The following is an 18,622-nucleotide window of genomic DNA, read 5'->3' on the forward strand; positions in this document are numbered from 1 at the left end:
GCGACCACCTTACGGGAACGCCCCCGCGACCGGGATCCCGGTCCGTGCGTCCGGACGGATCAGTCGCGCGCGTCGTCCGCCGGCGGCTTCACGACGTCGTACGAGTCCTCCACGACGCCGGAGCCGAAGGCCCGGCTCCCCGTGCGCTCCAGCGCGATGTGGCCCCGGGTCGCGAAGAGGCGGCGGCCTCCGCCGAGGATCACGGGGACGGTGGTGAGGACGAGCTGGTCCACGTGGCCGGCCTCGATCATCTGGCCGGCGAGCGAGCCGCCGCCCATGACCCAGACGTCCTTGGCCCCCGCGGCGTCCGCGATGTCCGGGGCCCACTCCGACGGCTCGCCGCGCACGAACGTGATGTCCGCGTCCGGCACGGCCGGGAGCTCCCGATGGGTGAACACCCAGGCCGGCATCTCAGCGTAGGGCCAGACGGGGCTGTGGGACAGGAGCCACGTGTAGGTGGCGGCTCCCATGACGACGGCGCCGACCTGCTCGAAGAACTCGTTCATCGCGGGCTCGACGCCCTCGGCCTCCTCGAACGGGGTGAGCCAGTCGAGGGACTCGTGCTCGTCGGCGATGTACCCGTCCACGGAAGCGGCGACATAGTAGCGGAAACGCGTCATGCGGCCAGCCTAGGGCACCGGGTGGGACCCTGCCAGAAGTCCCCCGCTAGTGGGGCGCCCCGCCGAACTGGGGGACGATCAGGTAGATGCCGAAGAGCACGGCCGCGAGGCTGGCCGCGTAGCAGGCGTACATCCCGAGACGGGCGACCCCGGCGCGGGCTCCGCCGTCGTTCGCCAGGGCCTGCAGGCGCACCGCCGTGGAGAAGAGGGTGACGATCGCGATGGCGGCCAGCCAGGTGGCTCCGGCGACCTGGACGAATGCGAACCAGTCGATGCTCATCGGTTGCCCTCCGTGGTGTGGTCCTGCTGCGCGCCCGGTGCGGTGTCCGCTCCAGCGCGGCTGGAGGCCAGAGCCGCCTCTCGCTCCGTCCGCTTGCGACGGAGCTTGCGCTCGCGCTTGCTCGGGATGTCGACGGCCTGAGCCGCGTCCTCCACCTCGACCGCGTTGTGGTGGCCGACGCGGTCCTTGCGGGAGAGGTACCAGATGAACAGCAGAGCACCGATGCCGACGACCGTCACCAGCGCGAGGCCCCACGCGCCCAGATGGGCGGTGAAGGCGGCCAGCGCGCCGACGGCGCCGGCGGCGGGCAGGGTCAGGAGCCATCCGAGCCCGACGCGTCCGGCGACGCCCCAGCGGACGTGGGCGCCCTTGCGGCCGAGCCCCGATCCGATCACGGACCCGGAGGCCACCTGCGTGGTGGACAGGGCGAAGCCCAGGTGGGACGAGGCGAGGATGGCGACGCCGGTGCTGACCTCGGCGGCGAAGCCCTGCGCGGGCTTCACCTCGGTCAGTCCGGCCCCCATCGTGCGGATGATCCGCCAGCCGCCGGCGTACGTGCCCAGCGCGATCGCCAGGGCACAGGCCACGACGACCCAGAACTGCGGTCCCGTGCCGGCGGCCTGGGCGCCGGAGGCGATCAGGGTCAGCGTGATGACACCCATCGTCTTCTGCGCGTCGTTGGTGCCGTGCGAGAGCGCCACGAGCGAGGAGGAGAAGATCTGGCCCACGCGGAACCCGCCCCGCTTGGGGCTGGTCCCGGCCTGGCGTTTGGTGATCCGGTACGCCAAGCGGGTGCAGACGAAGGCGGACACACCGACGATCAACGGGGCCAGGAGGGCGGGCAGGATCACCTTGGAGAGCAGGACCGCATAGGACACCGCGCCGAATCCGGCGCCGACGATCGCGGCGCCGATCAGGCCGCCGAAGAGAGCGTGCGAGCTGGAGGAGGGCAGGCCGAGCAGCCACGTCACCATGTTCCAGAGGACGGCGCCCATGAGGCCGGCGTAGATCATCTCCGGTGTGATGGCGATGCCGCCGTCCCCCTCGCGGATCAGCCCGCCGGAGATCGTCTTGGCGACCTCGGTGGAGAGGAAGGCCCCCACGAGATTCAGGACGGCGGCGAGCGCGACGGCGGCCTTCGGCTTGATCGCCCCCGTCGCGATCGGCGTCGCCATGGCGTTCGCGGTGTCGTGGAAGCCATTGGTGAAGTCGAAGAAGAGCGCCAGCCCGATGACGAGCACGACGATCAGCGTTAGGTCCATCGGGAGCCAATCTGAGGGGGACACTTCCGGGCGGCTGCCATCCTATCCCGGGGCAGTCCGGGCCGACCGTCGGGGAAGGGCCGTGCAACCGGTCCCCCGCTGTGCACTTCCTCACGGCCGGGGCCGGGCCTGGGACCGGGCCGTAGCATGCGAGAGGCCTCCCTCCCCTTGACTTCAAAGGGAAGGAGGCCTGAAGTGCCCGAGGTGGGACTCGAACCCACACGGTTTTACCCGCCGCATTTTGAGTGCGGTGCGTCTGCCGATTCCGCCACTCGGGCCGGTCGCCGGCCGTGCCCACCGGCCGAGCCGGTGACGCCGTACGGTGCCGTTGCAGGAATCAAGACTACCTCCCGATAGGCTTGTGGGCAGAATCCACCGTTGCCACCCACTCCCCCGCCGGGAGCCCCCAGGAGGAACACCCATGTCGCAGACCGCACCCGAGCAGCCCCCGACGTCGCGCCCGCGCCGCGTGATCGTCGCGGAGGACGAGACCCTGATCCGCCTCGACATCGTCGAGATCCTCCAGGGCGAGGGCTACGAAGTGGTCGCCGAGGCGGACAACGGCGAGAAGGCGATCGAGCTCGCCCGCGAGCACAGGCCGGATCTGGTCCTCATGGACGTCAAGATGCCGGTCATGGACGGCATCACGGCCGCCGAGACGATCGTCAAGGAGCGCATCGCCCCCGTGGTGCTGCTGACCGCCTTCAGTCAGAAGGAGTTGGTGGAGCGCGCCCGCGAGGCCGGCGCCATGGCGTACGTCGTCAAGCCGTTCACGCCGTCCGAGCTGATCCCGGCGATCGAGGTCGCCGCAGCGCGGCACGACGAGCTGATCGCGCTCGAGCAGGAGGTGGGCTCGCTGCAGGAGCAGTTCGAGACCCGGAAGCTCGTCGAGCGCGCCAAGAGCGTGCTGACCACCAAGATGGGACTCTCCGAGCCGGAGGCGTTCCGCTGGATCCAGAAGACGTCGATGGACCGCCGGCTGAGCATGCGCGAGGTCGCCGAGACGATCCTGGCCCAGGTCAAGTAGATGCCAGCCGCGGTCGGGCAGCGCCCCGGCCGCGGCTGGCGCACCGGTCCCGACCGGGCGGCCCTCCTCGCGAGGGCAGGTCCGGCGGCCGGGAACGTCGAAGGCCGGTCACCCCCGCGGAGGGGGTGACCGGCCTTCGACGTCTCAGGGCCTGACGCCTACTGCTTCTCGCCGCGCATGTAGGAGACCATGTCCTCGACGGCCTCCTCGCGGGTGCGCCACGGCCCGACCTTCTCGCGGGCCGGCGGTTCCTGGCCCTCGAGCAGCTCACCCGCGTCCGCCACGTCGCCGACGCGGTGGATGCGCAGCGAGTTGGTGGACCCGGCGGTCCCGGGAGGGGAACCCGCGGCGATGCAGACGAGGTCGCCGACCTGGGCGAGACCCTCGACCTGCAGGGCGTGATCCACCTGGGCGGTCATCTTGTCCGTGTGGTCCGCGTAGTCGACCAGGCGGGGCTGGATGCCCCAGTACAGGGTCATGATGCTCTGGGTGGCCTTCAGCGGGGTGAAGGCCAGGATCGGCTGCGACGGGCGCAGACGCGAGAGCCGGCGAGCGGAGTCGCCCGTCTGGGTGAACGCGACGATGAACTTCGCGTCGAGCTGCGAGGCCACCTCGACGGCCGCACGGGTGATCGCACCGCCGCGGGTGCGCGGCTTGGTGCCCAGCGGCGGGATGCGGCGCAGCCCGTGCTCCTCGGTATTGCGGATGATGCGCGCCATCGTCTCCACGGATTCGATGGCGTAGGCGCCCACACTGGTCTCGCCGGACAGCATGACCGCGTCGGCGCCGTCGAGCACGGCGTTGGCGCAGTCGGAGGCCTCGGCGCGGGTGGGCAGCGGGTTCTCGATCATGGACTCGAGGACCTGGGTGGCGACGATGACCGGCTTGGCCCAGCGGCGCGCCAGCTCGATGGCACGCTTTTGGACCAGCGGCACCTCCTCGATCGGGAGCTCGACGCCGAGGTCGCCACGGGCGACCATGATCGCGTCGAACGCGTCGATGATCTCCTCGAGGTTGTCGACGGCCTGCGGCTTCTCGACCTTCGCGATGACCGGGAGCCGGCGCCCCTCCTCGTCCATGATCTCGTGGACGCGGTCGATGTCGGCGGCCCGGCGGACGAAGGACAGGGCGATCATGTCGACGCCGGCCCGGATGGCCCAGCGCAAGTCCTCCTCGTCCTTGTCGCTCAGGGCGGGGACGTTGACGGCCACGCCCGGGAGGTTGATGCCCTTGTTGTTGGACACCTCGCCGCGGACGAGCACCTCGGTGACGACCTTCGTGTCGTCGACGGCGGTGGCGCGCAGCACCACGCGGCCGTCGTTGATCAGCAGCCGGTCGCCCACCGAGACGTCGCCCGGCAGGCCCTTGAACGTCGTCGAGCAGATGTCCTTGGTGCCCTCGATGTCCTCGATGGTGATCGTGAACTCGTCGCCCACGTCCAGCATGTGGGGGCCGTCCGCGAACCGGCCGAGGCGGATCTTCGGCCCCTGCAGGTCGGCGAAGACGCCGACCTGCAGGCCGAGCTCCTCGGAGGCCTGCCGGACATTGGCCAGGTTGTTGGCGTGCGTGGAGTGGTCCCCGTGGCTCATGTTGAGCCGGGCCACGTCTACTCCGGCCTGGAGGATCTGGAGCACCTTGTCATAGGTGCCGATCGCAGGGCCGAATGTGGCCACAATTTTTGCGCGTCGCATACGTCGACTAACCGCCTCTTCTCTCAGTCGTTCCCGATGGTCCGCCGCGGCGTCCCACCGGTTAGAGCATTGAAATGGCGCGATCCGTCGGTGCCACTGGGGCAGGCAATCGGGTCTCGCCCATCAGGTACTTGTCCACCGCAGCGGCGCACGCGCGCCCCTCCGCGATGGCCCACACGATCAAGGACTGCCCGCGCCCGGCATCGCCGGCCGCGAACACCCCTGGTGTGTTGGTCATGTAGTAACCGTCTCGGGCGACATTGCCCCGGTCATCAAACTCGGTGCCGGCCTGCTGCTCCAAACCTGCGGGCTCCGGGCCGGTGAAGCCGAGAGCCAGGAGAACGAGATCTGCCTTGATGGTCCGCTCGGTCCCTGCCTTCGGAACCCGGCGGCCCTCCACGAACTCGGTCTCGGCCACGGTGACACCTGTCACACGGCCGTTCTCCCCGACAAACTCTACCGTAGACGCGAGGTAGGTCCGCTCGCCACCCTCCTCGTGCGCCGACTGGACCTCGAAGAGGGTCGGGAACATCGGCCAGGGCTGATGACCGGGGCGCTCGTTCGGCGGCTGCTGGCCGATGGCCAGCGTCGTGACCGAGGCCGCCTGGTGCCGGTGGGCGGTCCCGATGCAGTCCGCTCCGGTGTCGCCGCCGCCGAGGATGACGACGTGCTTGCCCTCGGCGGAGATCTGCTCGGGGACGTCCTGGCCGGCGACGGCCCGGTTCGACTGGACCAGGTACTCCATGGCGAAGTGCACGCCGTCCAGCTCGCGCCCCGGGATGCCCAGGTCGCGCGGGACGGTCGAACCGGTGGTGACGACCACGGCGTCGTACCGGCGGCGCAGCTGCGCCCACGAGATGTCCTTGCCGACCTCCACATTGGTCCGGAACCGGGTGCCCTCGGCCTTCATCTGGTCGAGGCGCCGGTCCAGGACGGACTTCTCCATCTTGAAGTCCGGGATGCCGTACCGCAGCAGCCCGCCGACGGCGTCGTCCCGTTCGAAGACTGCGACCGTGTGCCCGGCGCGCGTAAGCTGCTGGGCGGCGGCGAGACCGGCCGGGCCGGAGCCGACGACGGCGATCGTCCGGTCCGTGTGGCGCTGCGGCAGGACCGGCTCGACGTTGCCGTCGTCGAACGCCTGGTCGGCGATCTCGACCTCGACCTGCTTGATGGTCACGGCCGGCTGGTTGATGCCGAGCACGCAGGACGCCTCGCACGGGGCCGGGCACAGGCGCCCGGTGAACTCGGGGAAGTTGTTCGTCGCGTGCAGCCGGTCGGCGGCCTCCCCCATCCGGTCCTTGTAGACCAGGTCGTTCCACTCCGGGATCAGGTTGCCCAGCGGGCAGCCCTGGTGGCAGAACGGGATGCCGCAGTCCATGCAGCGGGAGGCCTGCTCGTGGAGCGTGCCCTTCTGCTGGCGCTCGTAGACCTCCTTGTAGTCCATGATGCGCACGGGGACGGGGCGGCGCGGCTGGGTCTGGCGCTCGCGTACCTTCAGGAATCCACGGGGATCAGCCACGGGTTGCCTCCAAAATCCGGTTCCAGACGACGTCGCCGTCGGGGTCTAGTCCTTCTGCCTCGGCCTTCGCTCGCGTCTCGAGCACGGCGGCGTAGTTGCGCGGCACCACCTGGGTGATCCGCGCCAGGGTGTCGGGGAAGTCGACGAGCAGCTTCGCGGCGAGCGTCGACCCGGTCTCCTCGGCGTGGCGGGAGAGCAGCGTCTTGACGGTCTCCGCGTCCTCCGTCGGGACCGGCCGCAGGATCAGGTCGCCCGCACCGAGCGCATCCTTGTTGAGCTTGCGCCGGTCCAGGTCGAGCACATAGGCGACGCCGCCGGACATGCCGGCGCCGAAGTTCCGCCCGGTTCGGCCCAGGATCAGCGCCAGGCCGCCGGTCATGTACTCGAGACCGTGGTCGCCGATGCCCTCCACGACGGCCCGGGCGCCCGAGTTGCGCACCAGGAACCGCTCGCCCACGATGCCCCGGAGGAACATCTCGCCGCTCGTGGCACCGTAGCCGATGACGTTGCCGGCGATCACGTTGTTCTCCGCGATGAACTGGCTGTCCCGACCGGGCCGGACGATGATGCGGCCCCCGGAGAGGCCCTTCCCGACGTAGTCGTTCGAGTCGCCGTAGAGCCGCAGCGTGATGCCGGCGGGCAGGAACGCGCCGAGCGACTGGCCGGCCTGGCCCTCGAGGGTCACGTCGATCGTGTCGGTGGCGAGCTCCTCGGCGCCGAACGTCTTGGTGACCGTATGGCCGAGCATCGTGCCCACCGAGCGGTCCGTGTTGATGACGTCCAGGCTGATCCGCACCGGCTGGCGGTCGCGCAGCGCGTCGGCGCTGAGCTCGATCAGCTTGTTGTCGAAGTGCTGGTCCAGCTCGTGGTTCTGCGGCTGCAGGTTGCGCACCGGCGAGCGGTCGTCCTCGAGACCTTCGAGAATGGGCTCGAGATCCAAGCCCGCGGTCTTCCAGTGGTCGATCGCCGCGTCCTTGTAGAGCAGCTCCGAGTGGCCGATGGCCTCCTCGATGCTGCGGAACCCGAGCTCGGCGAGCACCTCGCGGACCTCCTCCGCGAGGAACTCGAAGAAGTTGACCACGAACTCCGGCTTGCCATTGAACCGCGAGCGCAGCTCGGGGTTCTGGGTGGCGACGCCGACCGGGCACGTGTCCAGGTGGCACACCCGCATCATGATGCAGCCGGAGACCACCAGCGGCGCGGTGGCGAAGCCGTACTCCTCGGCCCCCAGCAGCGCGGCGATGACGACGTCCCGTCCGGTCTTGAGCTGGCCGTCGACCTGGACGACCACCCGGTCCCGGAGCCCGTTCAGGCGCAGCGTCTGCTGCGTCTCGGCGAGCCCCAGCTCCCAGGGCGCGCCGGCGTGCTTGAGCGAGTTCAGCGGCGAGGCGCCGGTGCCGCCGTCGTGCCCGGACACGAGCACGACGTCGGCCTTCGCCTTCGTGACGCCGGCCGCGACCGTGCCGATGCCGACCTCCGAGACGAGCTTGACGTGGACGCGGGCACCGGGGTTGGAGCGCTTCGCGTCGTAGATCAGCTGGGCGAGGTCCTCGATCGAGTAGATGTCGTGGTGCGGGGGCGGGGAGATCAGGCCGACGCCGGGCGTGGAGTGCCGCGTGCGGGCGACCCACGGGTACACCTTCTGGGCCATGAGCTGGCCGCCCTCGCCCGGCTTCGCGCCCTGGGCCATCTTGATCTGGATGTCGTCGGCGTTGGTCAGGTACATGCTCGTGACGCCGAAGCGGCCGGACGCGATCTGCTTGACCGCGCTGCGGCGCTCGGGGTCGAGCAGACGGTCGATGTCCTCGCCGCCCTCGCCGGTGTTGGACTTCCCGCCCAGCCGGTTCATCGCGATCGCGAGCGTCTCGTGCGCCTCCTTGGAGATGGAGCCGTAGCTCATCGCCCCGGTGGAGAAGCGCTTGACGATCTCGGAGACGGGCTCGACCTCGTCGAGCGGGACCGGGGTGCGGTCGCCCGTCTTGAAGTCGAGCAGGCCGCGCAGGGTCATGAGGTCGCGGGCCTGCTCGTCGACGCCGCGGGTATAGGCCTTGAAGATGTCGTAGCGGCGCTCGCGCGTGGCGTGCTGGAGCCGGAAGACGGTCTCGGGGTTGAACAGGTGCGGCGGGCCCTCGCGGCGCCACTGGTACTCGCCGCCGATCTCGAGCGGCCGGTGGGGATCGCTGTTGCCGTCGGCCGGGTAGGCGCCCGCGTGACGCTGCTCCGTCTCCTGCGCGACGACGTCGAGTCCGACGCCGCCCATCTGGGAGTGGGTGCCGGTGAAGTAGGCGTCCACGAACTGCTGGGACAGTCCGAGCGCCTCGAACGTCTGCGCACCGCAGTAGGAGGAGACCGTGGAGATGCCCATCTTGGACATGATCTTCAGGACGCCCTTGCCGAGCGCCTTGATGAGGTTGGCGTGCGCCTTCTCCGGTGCGACGTCCCCGAGCTCCCCGCGGCGGGCCATCTCCTCGACCGACTCGAGGGCCAGGTACGGGTTGATGGCGGAGGCGCCGTAGCCGATGAGCACGGCCACGTGGTGGACCTCGCGGACGTCGCCCGCCTCGACCACGAGCGAGGCCTTGGTCCGGTTCGCGCTCTTGAGCAGGTGGTGGTGGACGGCGCTCGTCAGCAGCAGCGACGGGATGGGAGCCCACTGCGCGTTCGAGTCGCGGTCGGAGAGGACGATGTACTGGATGCCCCGGTTGATGGCCGCCGAGACCGTCTCGCAGATCTCCTGGAGCCGGTGCTTGAGCTCGGCGGCTCCCCCGCCGGCCCGGTAGAGGCCGCGGACCTTCAGCGAGACCTTGGCGCCGTCCTCGTCGGTGATGTTCGCGACCTTGGCCAGCTCGTCGTTGGTGATGACGGGGAAGCCCAGGCCGATCTGCGGCTGGCGGACCTGCTGGAGCGAGAGCAGATTCCCGTCCGGTCCGATCGACGTCCGCATGCTGGTGACCAGCTCCTCGCGGATGGCGTCCAGCGGTGGGTTGGTCACCTGCGCGAAGGACTGCGCGAAGTAGTCGAACAGCAGGCGCGGCCGCTGCGAGAGCACCGCGATCGGGGTGTCGGATCCCATCGCGCCGAGCGGCTCGGCGCCCGTGCGCGCCATCGGGTTCAGGAGGATGCGCAGCTCCTCCTCGGTGTACCCGAACGTGCGCTGGCGCAGCTGGATCGAGGCGGTGTTGTGCACCACGTGCTCGCGCTCGGGCAGGTCGGCGAGGTCGATGAGGTTCTGCTCGGCCCATTCCTGCCACGGGTTGGTCGCCGCGACCTCGGCCTTGATCTCCGAGTCGTCGATGATCCGGCCGGCCTCGGTGTCCACCAGGAACATCTTGCCCGGGGACACGCGTCCCTTGGCGGTGATCCGCTTCTCGTCGATCTCGACCACGCCGACCTCCGAGGCGAGGACCACGAGCCCGTCGTCGGTCGCCCAGTAGCGCGCCGGGCGCAGGCCGTTGCGGTCCAGGACGGCGCCGACGAGCGTGCCGTCGGTGAAGGAGACGGCCGCGGGCCCGTCCCAGGGCTCCATGAGCATGGAGTGGTACTGGTAGAACGCCCGGCGCGCCGGGTCCATCGTCTCGTGGTTCTCCCAGGCCTCCGGCACCATCATCATGATCGCGTGCGTGATGGGGCGCCCGGAGAGCATCAGCAGCTCGGCCACCTCGTCGAAGGACGCCGAGTCCGAGGCGCCCGGGGTGCAGATCGGGAACAGCTCCTCCGGGACGTCGCCGAGGAGGGGGCTGGACAGCTGGGACTGGCGGGCCCGCATCCAGTTGCGATTGCCCTTGACCGTGTTGATCTCGCCGTTGTGGGCGATGGTGCGGAAGGGCTGCGCGAGGGGCCAGGACGGGAAGGTGTTGGTGGAGAAGCGCGAGTGGACGATGCCGAGCTTGGTCTTGAACCGCTCGTCGGAGAGGTCCGGGTAGAACGGCTCCAGCTGCGCGGTCGTGAGCATGCCCTTGTAGACGATCGTCTTCGAGGAGAACGACGGGAAGTACACGCCGTGCTTGTTCTGGGCGCGCTTGCGGACACGGAAGGCACGGGCGTCGAGGTCCTCGGTCCCGGGCTCGAGCGGGGCGAGGAAGAGCTGGACGAAGTGCGGCATGCAGGCACGGGCCGCTTCGCCGATGATCGACGCCTCGACGGGGACCTCGCGCCAGCCGAGGACGGTCAGCCCCTCCTGGGCGGCGAGCTCCTCGAGACCCTCGCGGGCTGCTCTCTCCTCCGCGGGGACATCGGGCAGGTAGGCGGTACCGACCGCGTAGTGGCCGGCAGCGGGGAGCTCGAAGTCGACGACGGCGCGGAAGAACTCGTCCGGGACCTGCGTCAGCAGACCGGCGCCGTCCCCGGTGCCCTCGTCGGCGCCGACCGCGCCGCGGTGCTCGAGATTGCGCAGGGCGGTCAGGGCGTGATCGACGATGTCGTGGCCGGGCTCGCCGCGCATGCTGGCGATGACCGCCAGCCCGCAGGCGTCCTTCTCGAGGCCCGGGTCGTAGGCGCCCTGCGCCTCGGGGATCTGCGCAAACCGCACGAAAGGCGAGACGGCGACCTCTGCCTGGGAGTCCAGGCCGGTGTTCGGGGTACCTGTCTGATTCATGGTGTCCTTTCTCCGGGGGCCGGCGCACGGCCCACCCCTGGCGCATTAAGCGGCGGGGAGGGTGGCGGCGGCGTCGGCCGGCATCGCCGGCCGGATAGGAGATCACGGTCCGTGCGTGCCGGTTTTCAACGGCACGGGACACTGCGTCGTGGTCCCGTCAGCGCATCACTTGGGTGACGCGACACTACACCGGGACCAGCGGCGGGACCGCAGAGCGCGATGTTTTTTTACGCGCCGGTGCTGGAACGGGGGCCCGGCGCCGATCCGGCGTCGGGACCGCCGTCGTCCGTCCCCGGGGAGGCGGCGGGATCGCCGGAATTCTGGCCTCCGGCGGACGGAGCGGCGACCGCCGGGACGGAGTCCTCCGGCGCCGGTCGGCGGCCCGGGAGGTAGACGCCGGGGTCCTGCTTGTTACGGGAGCGGGCGAACGTGACGACGAATGCCACGACGGCGACGACGAGCAGGAGGATGCTGGTCCAGACGTTCAGCCGCTGGGTGGTTCCGAAGAGGCTGATCATCTCCGCGTCGTCGATCCGGAGCATCTCGATCCAGACGCGGCCGAGCGTGTAGACGGCGACGTAGAGCCACATCATGGCGCCGCGGCGGAACTTGAACCTCCGGTCCAGGGCCAGGAGGAGGGCCACTCCGGCGAGGTTCCAGAGCATCTCGTAGAGGAACGTCGGGTGGAACAGCGTGCCGGCGACGGCGTCCGGCGGGAAGTTCGGATGGTCGGCGTCGATCTGCAGGCCCCAGGGAAGAGTGGTGGGGGCGCCGAAGAGCTCCTGGTTGAACCAGTTGCCGAGGCGGCCGATGGCCTGCGCCAGCAGGACGGCCGGGGCTGCGGCGTCGGCGAAGGCGGCGAGCCGGACGCCGTAGCGCCGGCAGGCGATCCACGCGCCGACGAGGCCGAGCGCCACGGCGCCCCAGATGCCCAGGCCGCCGCGCCAGATCTGCCAGATCAGGCTGAGATCCCCGGTGCCGTCGAAGTTCGGCCCGAAGTAGGCGTCCGGCGAGGACAGGACGTGGTAGAGCCGTCCGCCGATGATGCCGAACGGGATGGCCCAAATGCAGATGTCCCAGACGACCCCCTCCGGCCCGCCCTTGGCGAGCCAGCGCCGGTTGGTGAGCCACATGGCCGCCAGGATGCCGGCGAGGATGCAGAGCGCATAGGTGTGGATGGTCAGCGGTCCGAGGCTGAAGCTGGCCCACTCGGCGGGCGGACTGGGGATCGACGCTGGCAGCATGGGCTCAGCCCTTCCGGCCGCTGAGCTCGGCGGTGAGGTCCGCGACGGCGCCGACGCCGCCGTCGCGCAGTGCGGCGACGAGGGCGGTGCCGACGATCACGCCGTCCGCGTAGGAGCCGATCTCGTCGACGTGCTGGCGGGTGGAGACGCCGAGGCCCACGCAGGCGCGGGGGGCGCCGGCGGCGTGGGCTGCGGCCACGACGCCCTGCGCGGTGTTGGCGACCGAGTCGCGGGCGCCGGTGACGCCCATGATGGACACGCAGTAGACGAATCCGCGGCTCGCCGCGACGGCCTCACGCATGCGCTGCTCGGTGGAGCTCGGCGCCACGAGGAAGACCCGGTCGAGCCCGTGAGCGTCGGACGCAGCGAACCAGTCCGCGGCCTCGTCGGGGACCAGGTCGGGCGTGATGAGCCCGGCTCCGCCGGCGTCGGACAGCCTGCGGGCGAACTCGTCGACCCCGAGCCGCAGCACGGGGTTCCAGTAGGTCATGACCATGACGGCGGCGTCGCAGCGGCTGGTGATGGCGGCGACGATGTCGAAGATCTGGGAGACGCGGAAGCCGTTGGCGAGCGCCTCGACCGTGGCCGCCTGGATGACGTGGCCGTCCATCACGGGATCCGAGTACGGGATGCCGAGCTCGATCACATCGGCGCCGTTCTCGGCCATCGCGACGGCGGCGTCGACGGTGGTCTGGGCGTCGGGGTACCCGGCGGGCAGATAGCAGATCAGGGCCGGGCGGCCCTCGGCGCGGGCCTTCTCGATCGCCTCGGCGGACTTGGACGTCCGCCCGGTGGCTGCGGGTGCGGTGGTCATCAGGCGTCCTGCCCTTCTGCGTCGTCCCGGCCGTCGCCGGGGGTTGGATCGGCGAGGGATTCCTCCGCCCGGGCGGCCGCTGCCGCCTCGGCGTCGAGCAGGTCGAACCACTCGGCGGCCGTCGCCACGTCCTTGTCCCCGCGCCCGGAGAGGTTGGCGATGATCACCACGTCCGCCGGGGCCGCGCCGGCCTCGATCCTGCGCCGGCCGACCTTCAGCGCGCCGGCGAGGGCGTGCGAGGACTCGATGGCGGGGATGATCCCCTCCGTGCGGCACAGCAGCCGGAAGGCCTCCATCGCCTCGGCGTCCGTGATGGGCTCGTAGGTGGCGCGCCCGATGTCGTGGAGGTACGAGTGCTCCGGTCCGACCCCCGGGTAGTCGAGCCCGGCGGAGATCGAGTGCGACTCGATGGTCTGCCCGTCCTCGTCCTGCATGAGGTAGCTGCGCGCCCCGTGGAGCACACCGGGTCGACCGAGGGTGATAGTCGCGGCGTGGCGCGGCGTGTCCACACCGTCGCCGCCGGCCTCGAAGCCATAGAGCCCGACGTCGGCGTCGTCGAGGAAGCCGTGGAAGATGCCGATCGCGTTGGAGCCGCCGCCGATGCACGCGCAGACGGCGTCGGGCAGCCGACCGGTGGCGGCGAGGATCTGTTCGCGCGCCTCGTCGCCGATCACCTGGTGGAAGTAGCGGACGAGCGCCGGGAACGGATGCGCGCCGGCGGCGGTCCCGAGCAGGTAGTGGGTCGAGTCGACATTGGCGACCCAGTCGCGCAGGGCCTCGTTGATGGCGTCCTTGAGGGTCTGCGATCCCGCCTCGACGGGCACCACCGTCGCGCCGAGCAGGTTCATCCGGGCGACGTTGAGCGCCTGCCGGCGCGTGTCCTCGGCACCCATGTACACGACGCACTCCAGCCCGAGCAGGGCCGCGGCGGTCGCGGAGGCGACCCCGTGCTGCCCCGCCCCGGTCTCGGCGATCAGACGGGTCTTGCCCATGCGCTTGGCCAGCAGCGCCTGCCCGAGGACGTTGTTGATCTTGTGGCTGCCGGTGTGGTTCAGGTCCTCGCGCTTGAGGAAGATCCGGGCGCCCCCCGCGTGCTCGCTGAAGCGCTTGGCCTCGGTGAGCAGGGACGGCCGCCCCGAGTAGTTGCGGTTCAGCTCCGCGACCTCCGCGGCGAACGCGGGGTCGCGCTTCGCCTCGTCGAACGTCCGGGCGAGCTCGTCGAGGGCGGCGATGAGCGACTCGGGCATCCAGCGTCCGCCGTAGTCGCCGAAGTACGGGCCCGGCGCGTCCTTCAGGCTGGCCCTGCGGGCGCGGGGGTCGGCGCCGGCGAGGAAGCCCTCGGCCGGGTTGGTGTCGGGCTGGGACGCTGCGGACTCGCTCACGTGGTTCCTACTTTCGCCAATGATGCGTGGATGCGGCGCCGTCCGCGCGGGAGTCTAGTTCCGGCGCGGGGGTTTGGCGGCGCTGCCGGCCTCGGAGAAGGCGGCGACTGCTGCGGTGGGGTCCTGGTCCTTGACGAGCGCCTCGCCGACCAGGATGGCGTCGGCCCCGCGCTCGGCGAAGGAGACGACGTCGTCGATGCCGCGGACGCCGGACTCGGCGACGATCACGGCGTGGGAGGGGATGCGGTCGGCCAGGCGGCTGAACGTGGAGCGGTCGACCTCGAGGGTCTTGAGGTTGCGCACGTTGACGCCGATGATCCGGGCGCCGGCGGCGACGGCCCGGTCGACCTCCTCCTCGGTGTGGGCCTCGACGAGGGCCTCCATGCCGAGGCTCCGGGTCAGCTCGAGCAGCTGCACGAGCTCGGTGTCCTCGAGCGCCGCCACGATGAGCAGGACGAGGTCGGCCCCGTGGGCCCGGGCCTCGTGGATCTGATACGGCTCTACGGTGAAGTCCTTGCGCAGCAGGGGGACGTCGACCGCGGCGCGCACGGCGTCGAAGTCCTCGAGCGACCCGCCGAAGCGGCGGCGTTCCGTGAGGACGGAGATCACCGCGGCACCGCCGGCGGCGTACTGGCGCGCCAGCTCGGCCGGCTCGGGGATGTCGGCCAGGGCGCCCTTGGACGGGCTCTTCCGCTTGACCTCGGAGATGACCCGCAGCCGGCTGTCCCGGTCCGCGGGCGCCGTGGCGCCGCCGAGCGCACGGAAGGCGTCCCGAGCGGGCGGCGCATCGGCCGCCGCGGACACGATGTCCGCGTCGCCGACGACGGCGCGGCGCTGCTCGAGGTCCTCACGGACCCCGGCGATGATCTCGGCGAGAACGGACACGGCTCAGTGGCCGGACTTGCTCTTGTGGCCGCCCACGCCGAAGCCGGCCTTCTTCAGGACCCAGCCGGCGATCAGGCCGACGGCGACGACGGCCAGACCGACGATCACCACGGTGACGCTCGCCAGGCCGTAGCCGACGCAGCCGATGCCGACGCCGACGAGCATGACGGCGACCATGGTCCAGGCGGCGACGCTGTTGCCGTGGCCCGGCTGCTCGGAGTGCATCGGATCGACGGCGTTGGTGGACGACTTGACGGCGTTGGCCATGCTGGAGGACTCCTCGTGGATTCTGGCGGGGTCGTTTTCGCCCCTGTGTAGAACTAGCAATATTCTGCCACTCTTCGGCCGGGAATGCCCGTCGGGTGACACATCTCGGCGGCGTCGGCCGTCCGCGCATCCCGCCTGGTGCGCGGCGGGTGCGGGATGCGCCGGCGCCGGGTCCGCCCGGACGGCCGGACGGTCCCGGATTCAGCGGGTCGGGTCGTCGCCGCGGGAGAGCCGGTCCCAGCCGTCGATCTCGTCCACCTGCGTCCCCTCCCCCTCGGTCCGGGCCTGGTCCCCGGAGTGCCGGTCCGGGTTGGCCCCGGCCCGGGGGGCCGCGTCCGCCCCGGCCTCGGTGGCCGGCGCGTACTTGCGGCCGACCTTCCACCGGCGTCCGGCGATCGCCATGACGGCGCCGACGAGCGACGTCCAGACGCCGGCGACGATCGTGGCGGCGGGCCACAGGCTGGTGCGGTACTCCGCCTCGATCCGGTTCGTCCCGGCGGCCTCGCCCACGACGGCGGCCGCCGCCGACAGCGGGTCGCCGAGCGCCGAGGCGGCCGCGACGACGATCCCGACGCCGGCGAGGACCAGCAGGCCCGCCACGATCCAGCGGGCCACCCGCCCCGCGATGGTGGCGCTGACGCTCGCGGCCAGGACCACGATGGCCAGCGCCGAGACGCTCGTGGCCGCGTCCGACCCGGCGACGGTCACCGGCTGGTGGATGATCGCGCCCGTGCCGGGCGTGACGGTGATCCAGGTGCGGGTCCCCGTCAGCAGGGCGGCGAGCCCGCCGAGGAGCCCGGCGAGGACCACGTTGCGCCGCGTCACTGGACGGCCCCGCCGGAGGGTGCCACGTCGTCGTTCAACGCCTCGGTGGACGGCGCGGCGCCGTAGGCCGAGAGCGTCCCCGCAGCCCACACGGCCCGCAGCGGCGCGGCGGACTTGTTGACCGTCTCGAGCGCCTCGGCGTCCAGCTCGGAGTCGTTGACGATGCCGCCCCCCGCCTGCACGTAGGCGCGGCCGTCCTTGAGCAGGGCGGAGCGGATGGCGATCGCCATGTCCATGTCGCCGGCGAAGTCGAGGTAGCCGACCACTCCCCCGTACACGCCTCGCCGGTGCGGCTCCAGCTGGTCCAGGAGCCGGAGGGCGCGCGGCTTCGGCGCCCCGGAGAGCGTCCCGGCCGGGAACGTCGCGGCGAGCACGTCGTAGGCCGTCGCATCGCCCCGGAGCCGTCCGACGACGTTGCTGACCAGGTGCATGATGTGGCTGAAGCGCTCGACCTCCATGAACTGGGTGACCTCGACTGTCCCGGGCTGGCACACCTTCGACAGGTCGTTGCGCGAGAGGTCGACGAGCATGAGGTGCTCCGCCCGCTCCTTCTCGTCGGCCAGGAGGTCCTTCTCGAGCAGGACGTCGTCCTCGTGGGTGGCGCCCCGCGGGCGGGAGCCCGCGATCGGGTGCGTGACGACGTCGCGGCCGTCGACCGTGACCAGCGCCTCCGGCGACGAGCCGACGATGGAGTACTCGCCGCCGTCGGGATCGGCCAGCGTGTAGAGGTACATGTAGGGGCTGGGGTTGGTGGTGCGGAGGATCCGGTAGACGTCCAGCGGGTCCGCCGGGGTCTCGAGCTCGAAGCGCCGCGAGACGACCACCTGGAAGACCTCGCCGTCGACGATCGCCTCCTTGCCGCGCAGGATCGCCTGCCGGTAGGCGTCCTCGTCCCAGCTGTGCGTGACCGCAGCCATCAGTTCCTCGGCGGGCACGTCGGCCCCCGAGAACGTCGCCGTGGCCGACGGCACCGGCCGGTTCAGCGCGGCCAGCATGTCGTCGAGCCGCTCGACGGCGGCCGCGTAGGCCTCGTCGACGCCCGTGTCGGCGTCATCGTGGTTGATGGCGTTGGCGATCAGGGTCACGCTGCCGTCAGTGTTGTCGTGGACGGCCAGGTCGCCCACGAGATTCATCGCGAGCTCGGGCAGCCCGAGGTCGTCCGCGGGCGGGTGCGGGAGGCGCTCCCAGTGCCGGACGCACTCCCAGCCGACGAACCCCACCATGCCGCTGGTCAGCGGTGGAAGACCGGGCAGCGGCTTGGTGCGCAGCGCGGCGACCGTGTCCCGCAGGACGTCGACCGGCGAGCCATCGACCGGCAGCCCGGTCGGGACGTCGCCCAGCCAGTGGGCCCGGCCGTCGCGGGTGGTCAGCGTCGCCGGCGAGCGGACGCCGATGAAGGAGTGGCGGCTCCAGACGCCGCCGGCGGCGGCGGACTCCATGAGGAACGTCCCGGGCCGGCCTGCGGCCAGGCGCTGGTAGATGGAGATGGGCGTGAGTCCGTCGGCGAGGACCTTCACGTGGACCGGGACCACACGGCGACCCGCGGCGAGGCCGCGGAACTCGGCGAGCGTCGGCCGGATCCCGGCGGCGTCGGCGGCCCGGTGCGCCCGCCCGGGGCCGGGGTCGGCGGAGCCAGGGCGCGCGGACTCGGTCCGGGCGCCGCTCATCGGGCATCCTCCGCCGCGGCGGCGGTCTCCGGGGAGCCGACGGCGGCGTCCAGCGCGCGGCCGGTGAAGCACGTCGGGGCACCGGTGTGGCAGGCCGCCCCGATCTGCTCGACCTCCACGAGGAGCGCGTCGCCGTCGCAGTCGAGACTGACGGACTTGACGTACTGGACGTGCCCGGACGTGTCGCCCTTGCGCCAGTACTCCCCGCGCGAGCGGGACCAGAAGGTCACCCGGCCCGTGGTGAGGGTGCGGTGCAGTGCCTCGTCGTCCATCCAGCCGAGCATGAGCACCTCGCGGGTGTCGTGCTGCTGCACGACGGCGGCGACGAGGCCGTCGCGGTCGCGCTTGAGCCGGGCGGCGATCTCGGGCGCGAGGGCGCTCCCGGCGCGGTCCGCGGGCCCCGCCCCGGCGGTGCTCTGCGTGGTCCCGCCGGACGGGCGGCCGGGCTCTTCATAGTTTTCGGACATCGCCAGCCAGTCTAGTCCGGGCACCGTCCCCTCCGCCTCCTGTTGCGGCCGGCGCTGGTGCCGGTTTTTCGCGGCAGG

15 protein-coding genes and 1 tRNA gene are annotated in these 18,622 nt (G+C 71.3%); 1 reads left to right on the forward strand and 15 read right to left on the reverse strand.

The window, feature by feature from the left end; genetic code table 11:
* Positions 1–59 precede the first annotated feature (59 nt).
* The 4 genes from ABD784_RS02840 to ABD784_RS02855 form a co-directional block, all read right to left on the reverse strand.
* On the reverse strand, positions 60–620 hold the full coding sequence (locus tag ABD784_RS02840) for a dihydrofolate reductase family protein (RefSeq protein WP_344879626.1): 561 nt from the start codon (positions 618–620) through the stop codon (positions 60–62).
* Between the two features lie 46 nt (positions 621–666).
* On the reverse strand, positions 667–900 hold the full coding sequence (locus ABD784_RS02845) for a hypothetical protein (RefSeq protein WP_344879629.1): 234 nt from the start codon (positions 898–900) through the stop codon (positions 667–669).
* Entirely contained in the window at positions 897–2,162 is a 1,266-nt protein-coding gene (locus ABD784_RS02850) for an inorganic phosphate transporter (RefSeq protein WP_344879631.1), read from the reverse strand. The genes ABD784_RS02845 and ABD784_RS02850 overlap by 4 nt, the downstream gene beginning before the upstream one ends.
* 196 nt (positions 2,163–2,358) lie before the next feature.
* A tRNA-Leu gene (locus ABD784_RS02855) sits at positions 2,359–2,440 on the reverse strand.
* Positions 2,441–2,583: 143 nt separating this feature from the next.
* On the opposite strand from ABD784_RS02855, the gene ABD784_RS02860 reads away from it, so the two are divergent.
* Complete coding sequence (locus ABD784_RS02860) at positions 2,584–3,189, forward strand: ANTAR domain-containing response regulator (protein ID WP_344879634.1); 606 nt, start codon at positions 2,584–2,586, stop codon at positions 3,187–3,189.
* 158 nt (positions 3,190–3,347) lie between these two features.
* On the opposite strand, the gene pyk is transcribed toward ABD784_RS02860, so the two are convergent.
* The 11 genes from pyk to hisI form a co-directional block, all read right to left on the reverse strand.
* A complete protein-coding gene (gene pyk, locus ABD784_RS02865) occupies positions 3,348–4,880 on the reverse strand; it encodes a pyruvate kinase (RefSeq protein ID WP_344879636.1) in 1,533 nt (510 codons plus the stop codon).
* A 61-nt stretch (positions 4,881–4,941) separates the two neighbouring features.
* Entirely contained in the window at positions 4,942–6,399 is a 1,458-nt protein-coding gene (locus ABD784_RS02870) for a glutamate synthase subunit beta (RefSeq protein ID WP_344879639.1), read from the reverse strand.
* On the reverse strand, positions 6,392–10,993 hold the full coding sequence (gene gltB, locus ABD784_RS02875) for a glutamate synthase large subunit (protein ID WP_344879642.1): 4,602 nt from the start codon (positions 10,991–10,993) through the stop codon (positions 6,392–6,394). The genes ABD784_RS02870 and gltB overlap by 8 nt, the downstream gene beginning before the upstream one ends.
* Positions 10,994–11,220: 227 nt before the next feature.
* Positions 11,221–12,237, reverse strand: a complete 1,017-nt coding sequence (gene lgt, locus ABD784_RS02880; RefSeq protein WP_344879645.1) for a prolipoprotein diacylglyceryl transferase — start codon at positions 12,235–12,237, stop codon at positions 11,221–11,223.
* Positions 12,238–12,241: 4 nt separating this feature from the next.
* Complete coding sequence (gene trpA / locus ABD784_RS02885; RefSeq protein WP_344879648.1) at positions 12,242–13,051, reverse strand: tryptophan synthase subunit alpha; 810 nt, start codon at positions 13,049–13,051, stop codon at positions 12,242–12,244.
* Entirely contained in the window at positions 13,051–14,433 is a 1,383-nt protein-coding gene (gene trpB, locus ABD784_RS02890; RefSeq protein WP_344879651.1) for a tryptophan synthase subunit beta, read from the reverse strand. The genes trpA and trpB overlap by 1 nt, the downstream gene beginning before the upstream one ends.
* 54 nt (positions 14,434–14,487) lie before the next feature.
* Entirely contained in the window at positions 14,488–15,318 is an 831-nt protein-coding gene (trpC, locus tag ABD784_RS02895) for an indole-3-glycerol phosphate synthase TrpC (RefSeq protein ID WP_344879654.1), read from the reverse strand.
* 3 nt (positions 15,319–15,321) lie between these two features.
* The gene (locus ABD784_RS02900) at positions 15,322–15,585 is read right to left on the reverse strand and encodes an HGxxPAAW family protein (RefSeq protein ID WP_344879657.1); all 264 of its coding nucleotides are present in this window, start codon (positions 15,583–15,585) and stop codon (positions 15,322–15,324) included.
* A 201-nt stretch (positions 15,586–15,786) separates the two neighbouring features.
* Entirely contained in the window at positions 15,787–16,410 is a 624-nt protein-coding gene (locus ABD784_RS02905) for a Trp biosynthesis-associated membrane protein (protein WP_344879660.1), read from the reverse strand.
* The gene (locus tag ABD784_RS02910; RefSeq protein ID WP_344879663.1) at positions 16,407–18,077 is read right to left on the reverse strand and encodes an anthranilate synthase component I; all 1,671 of its coding nucleotides are present in this window, start codon (positions 18,075–18,077) and stop codon (positions 16,407–16,409) included. Before ABD784_RS02910 ends, ABD784_RS02905 begins: the two co-directional genes overlap by 4 nt.
* Positions 18,074–18,544, reverse strand: a complete 471-nt coding sequence (gene hisI / locus ABD784_RS02915) for a phosphoribosyl-AMP cyclohydrolase (RefSeq protein WP_344879666.1) — start codon at positions 18,542–18,544, stop codon at positions 18,074–18,076. Before hisI ends, ABD784_RS02910 begins: the two co-directional genes overlap by 4 nt.
* Positions 18,545–18,622 lie beyond the last annotated feature (78 nt).

Source organism: Zhihengliuella alba (assembly GCF_039538765.1).
GTDB classification, from domain to species: domain Bacteria; phylum Actinomycetota; class Actinomycetes; order Actinomycetales; family Micrococcaceae; genus Zhihengliuella; species Zhihengliuella alba.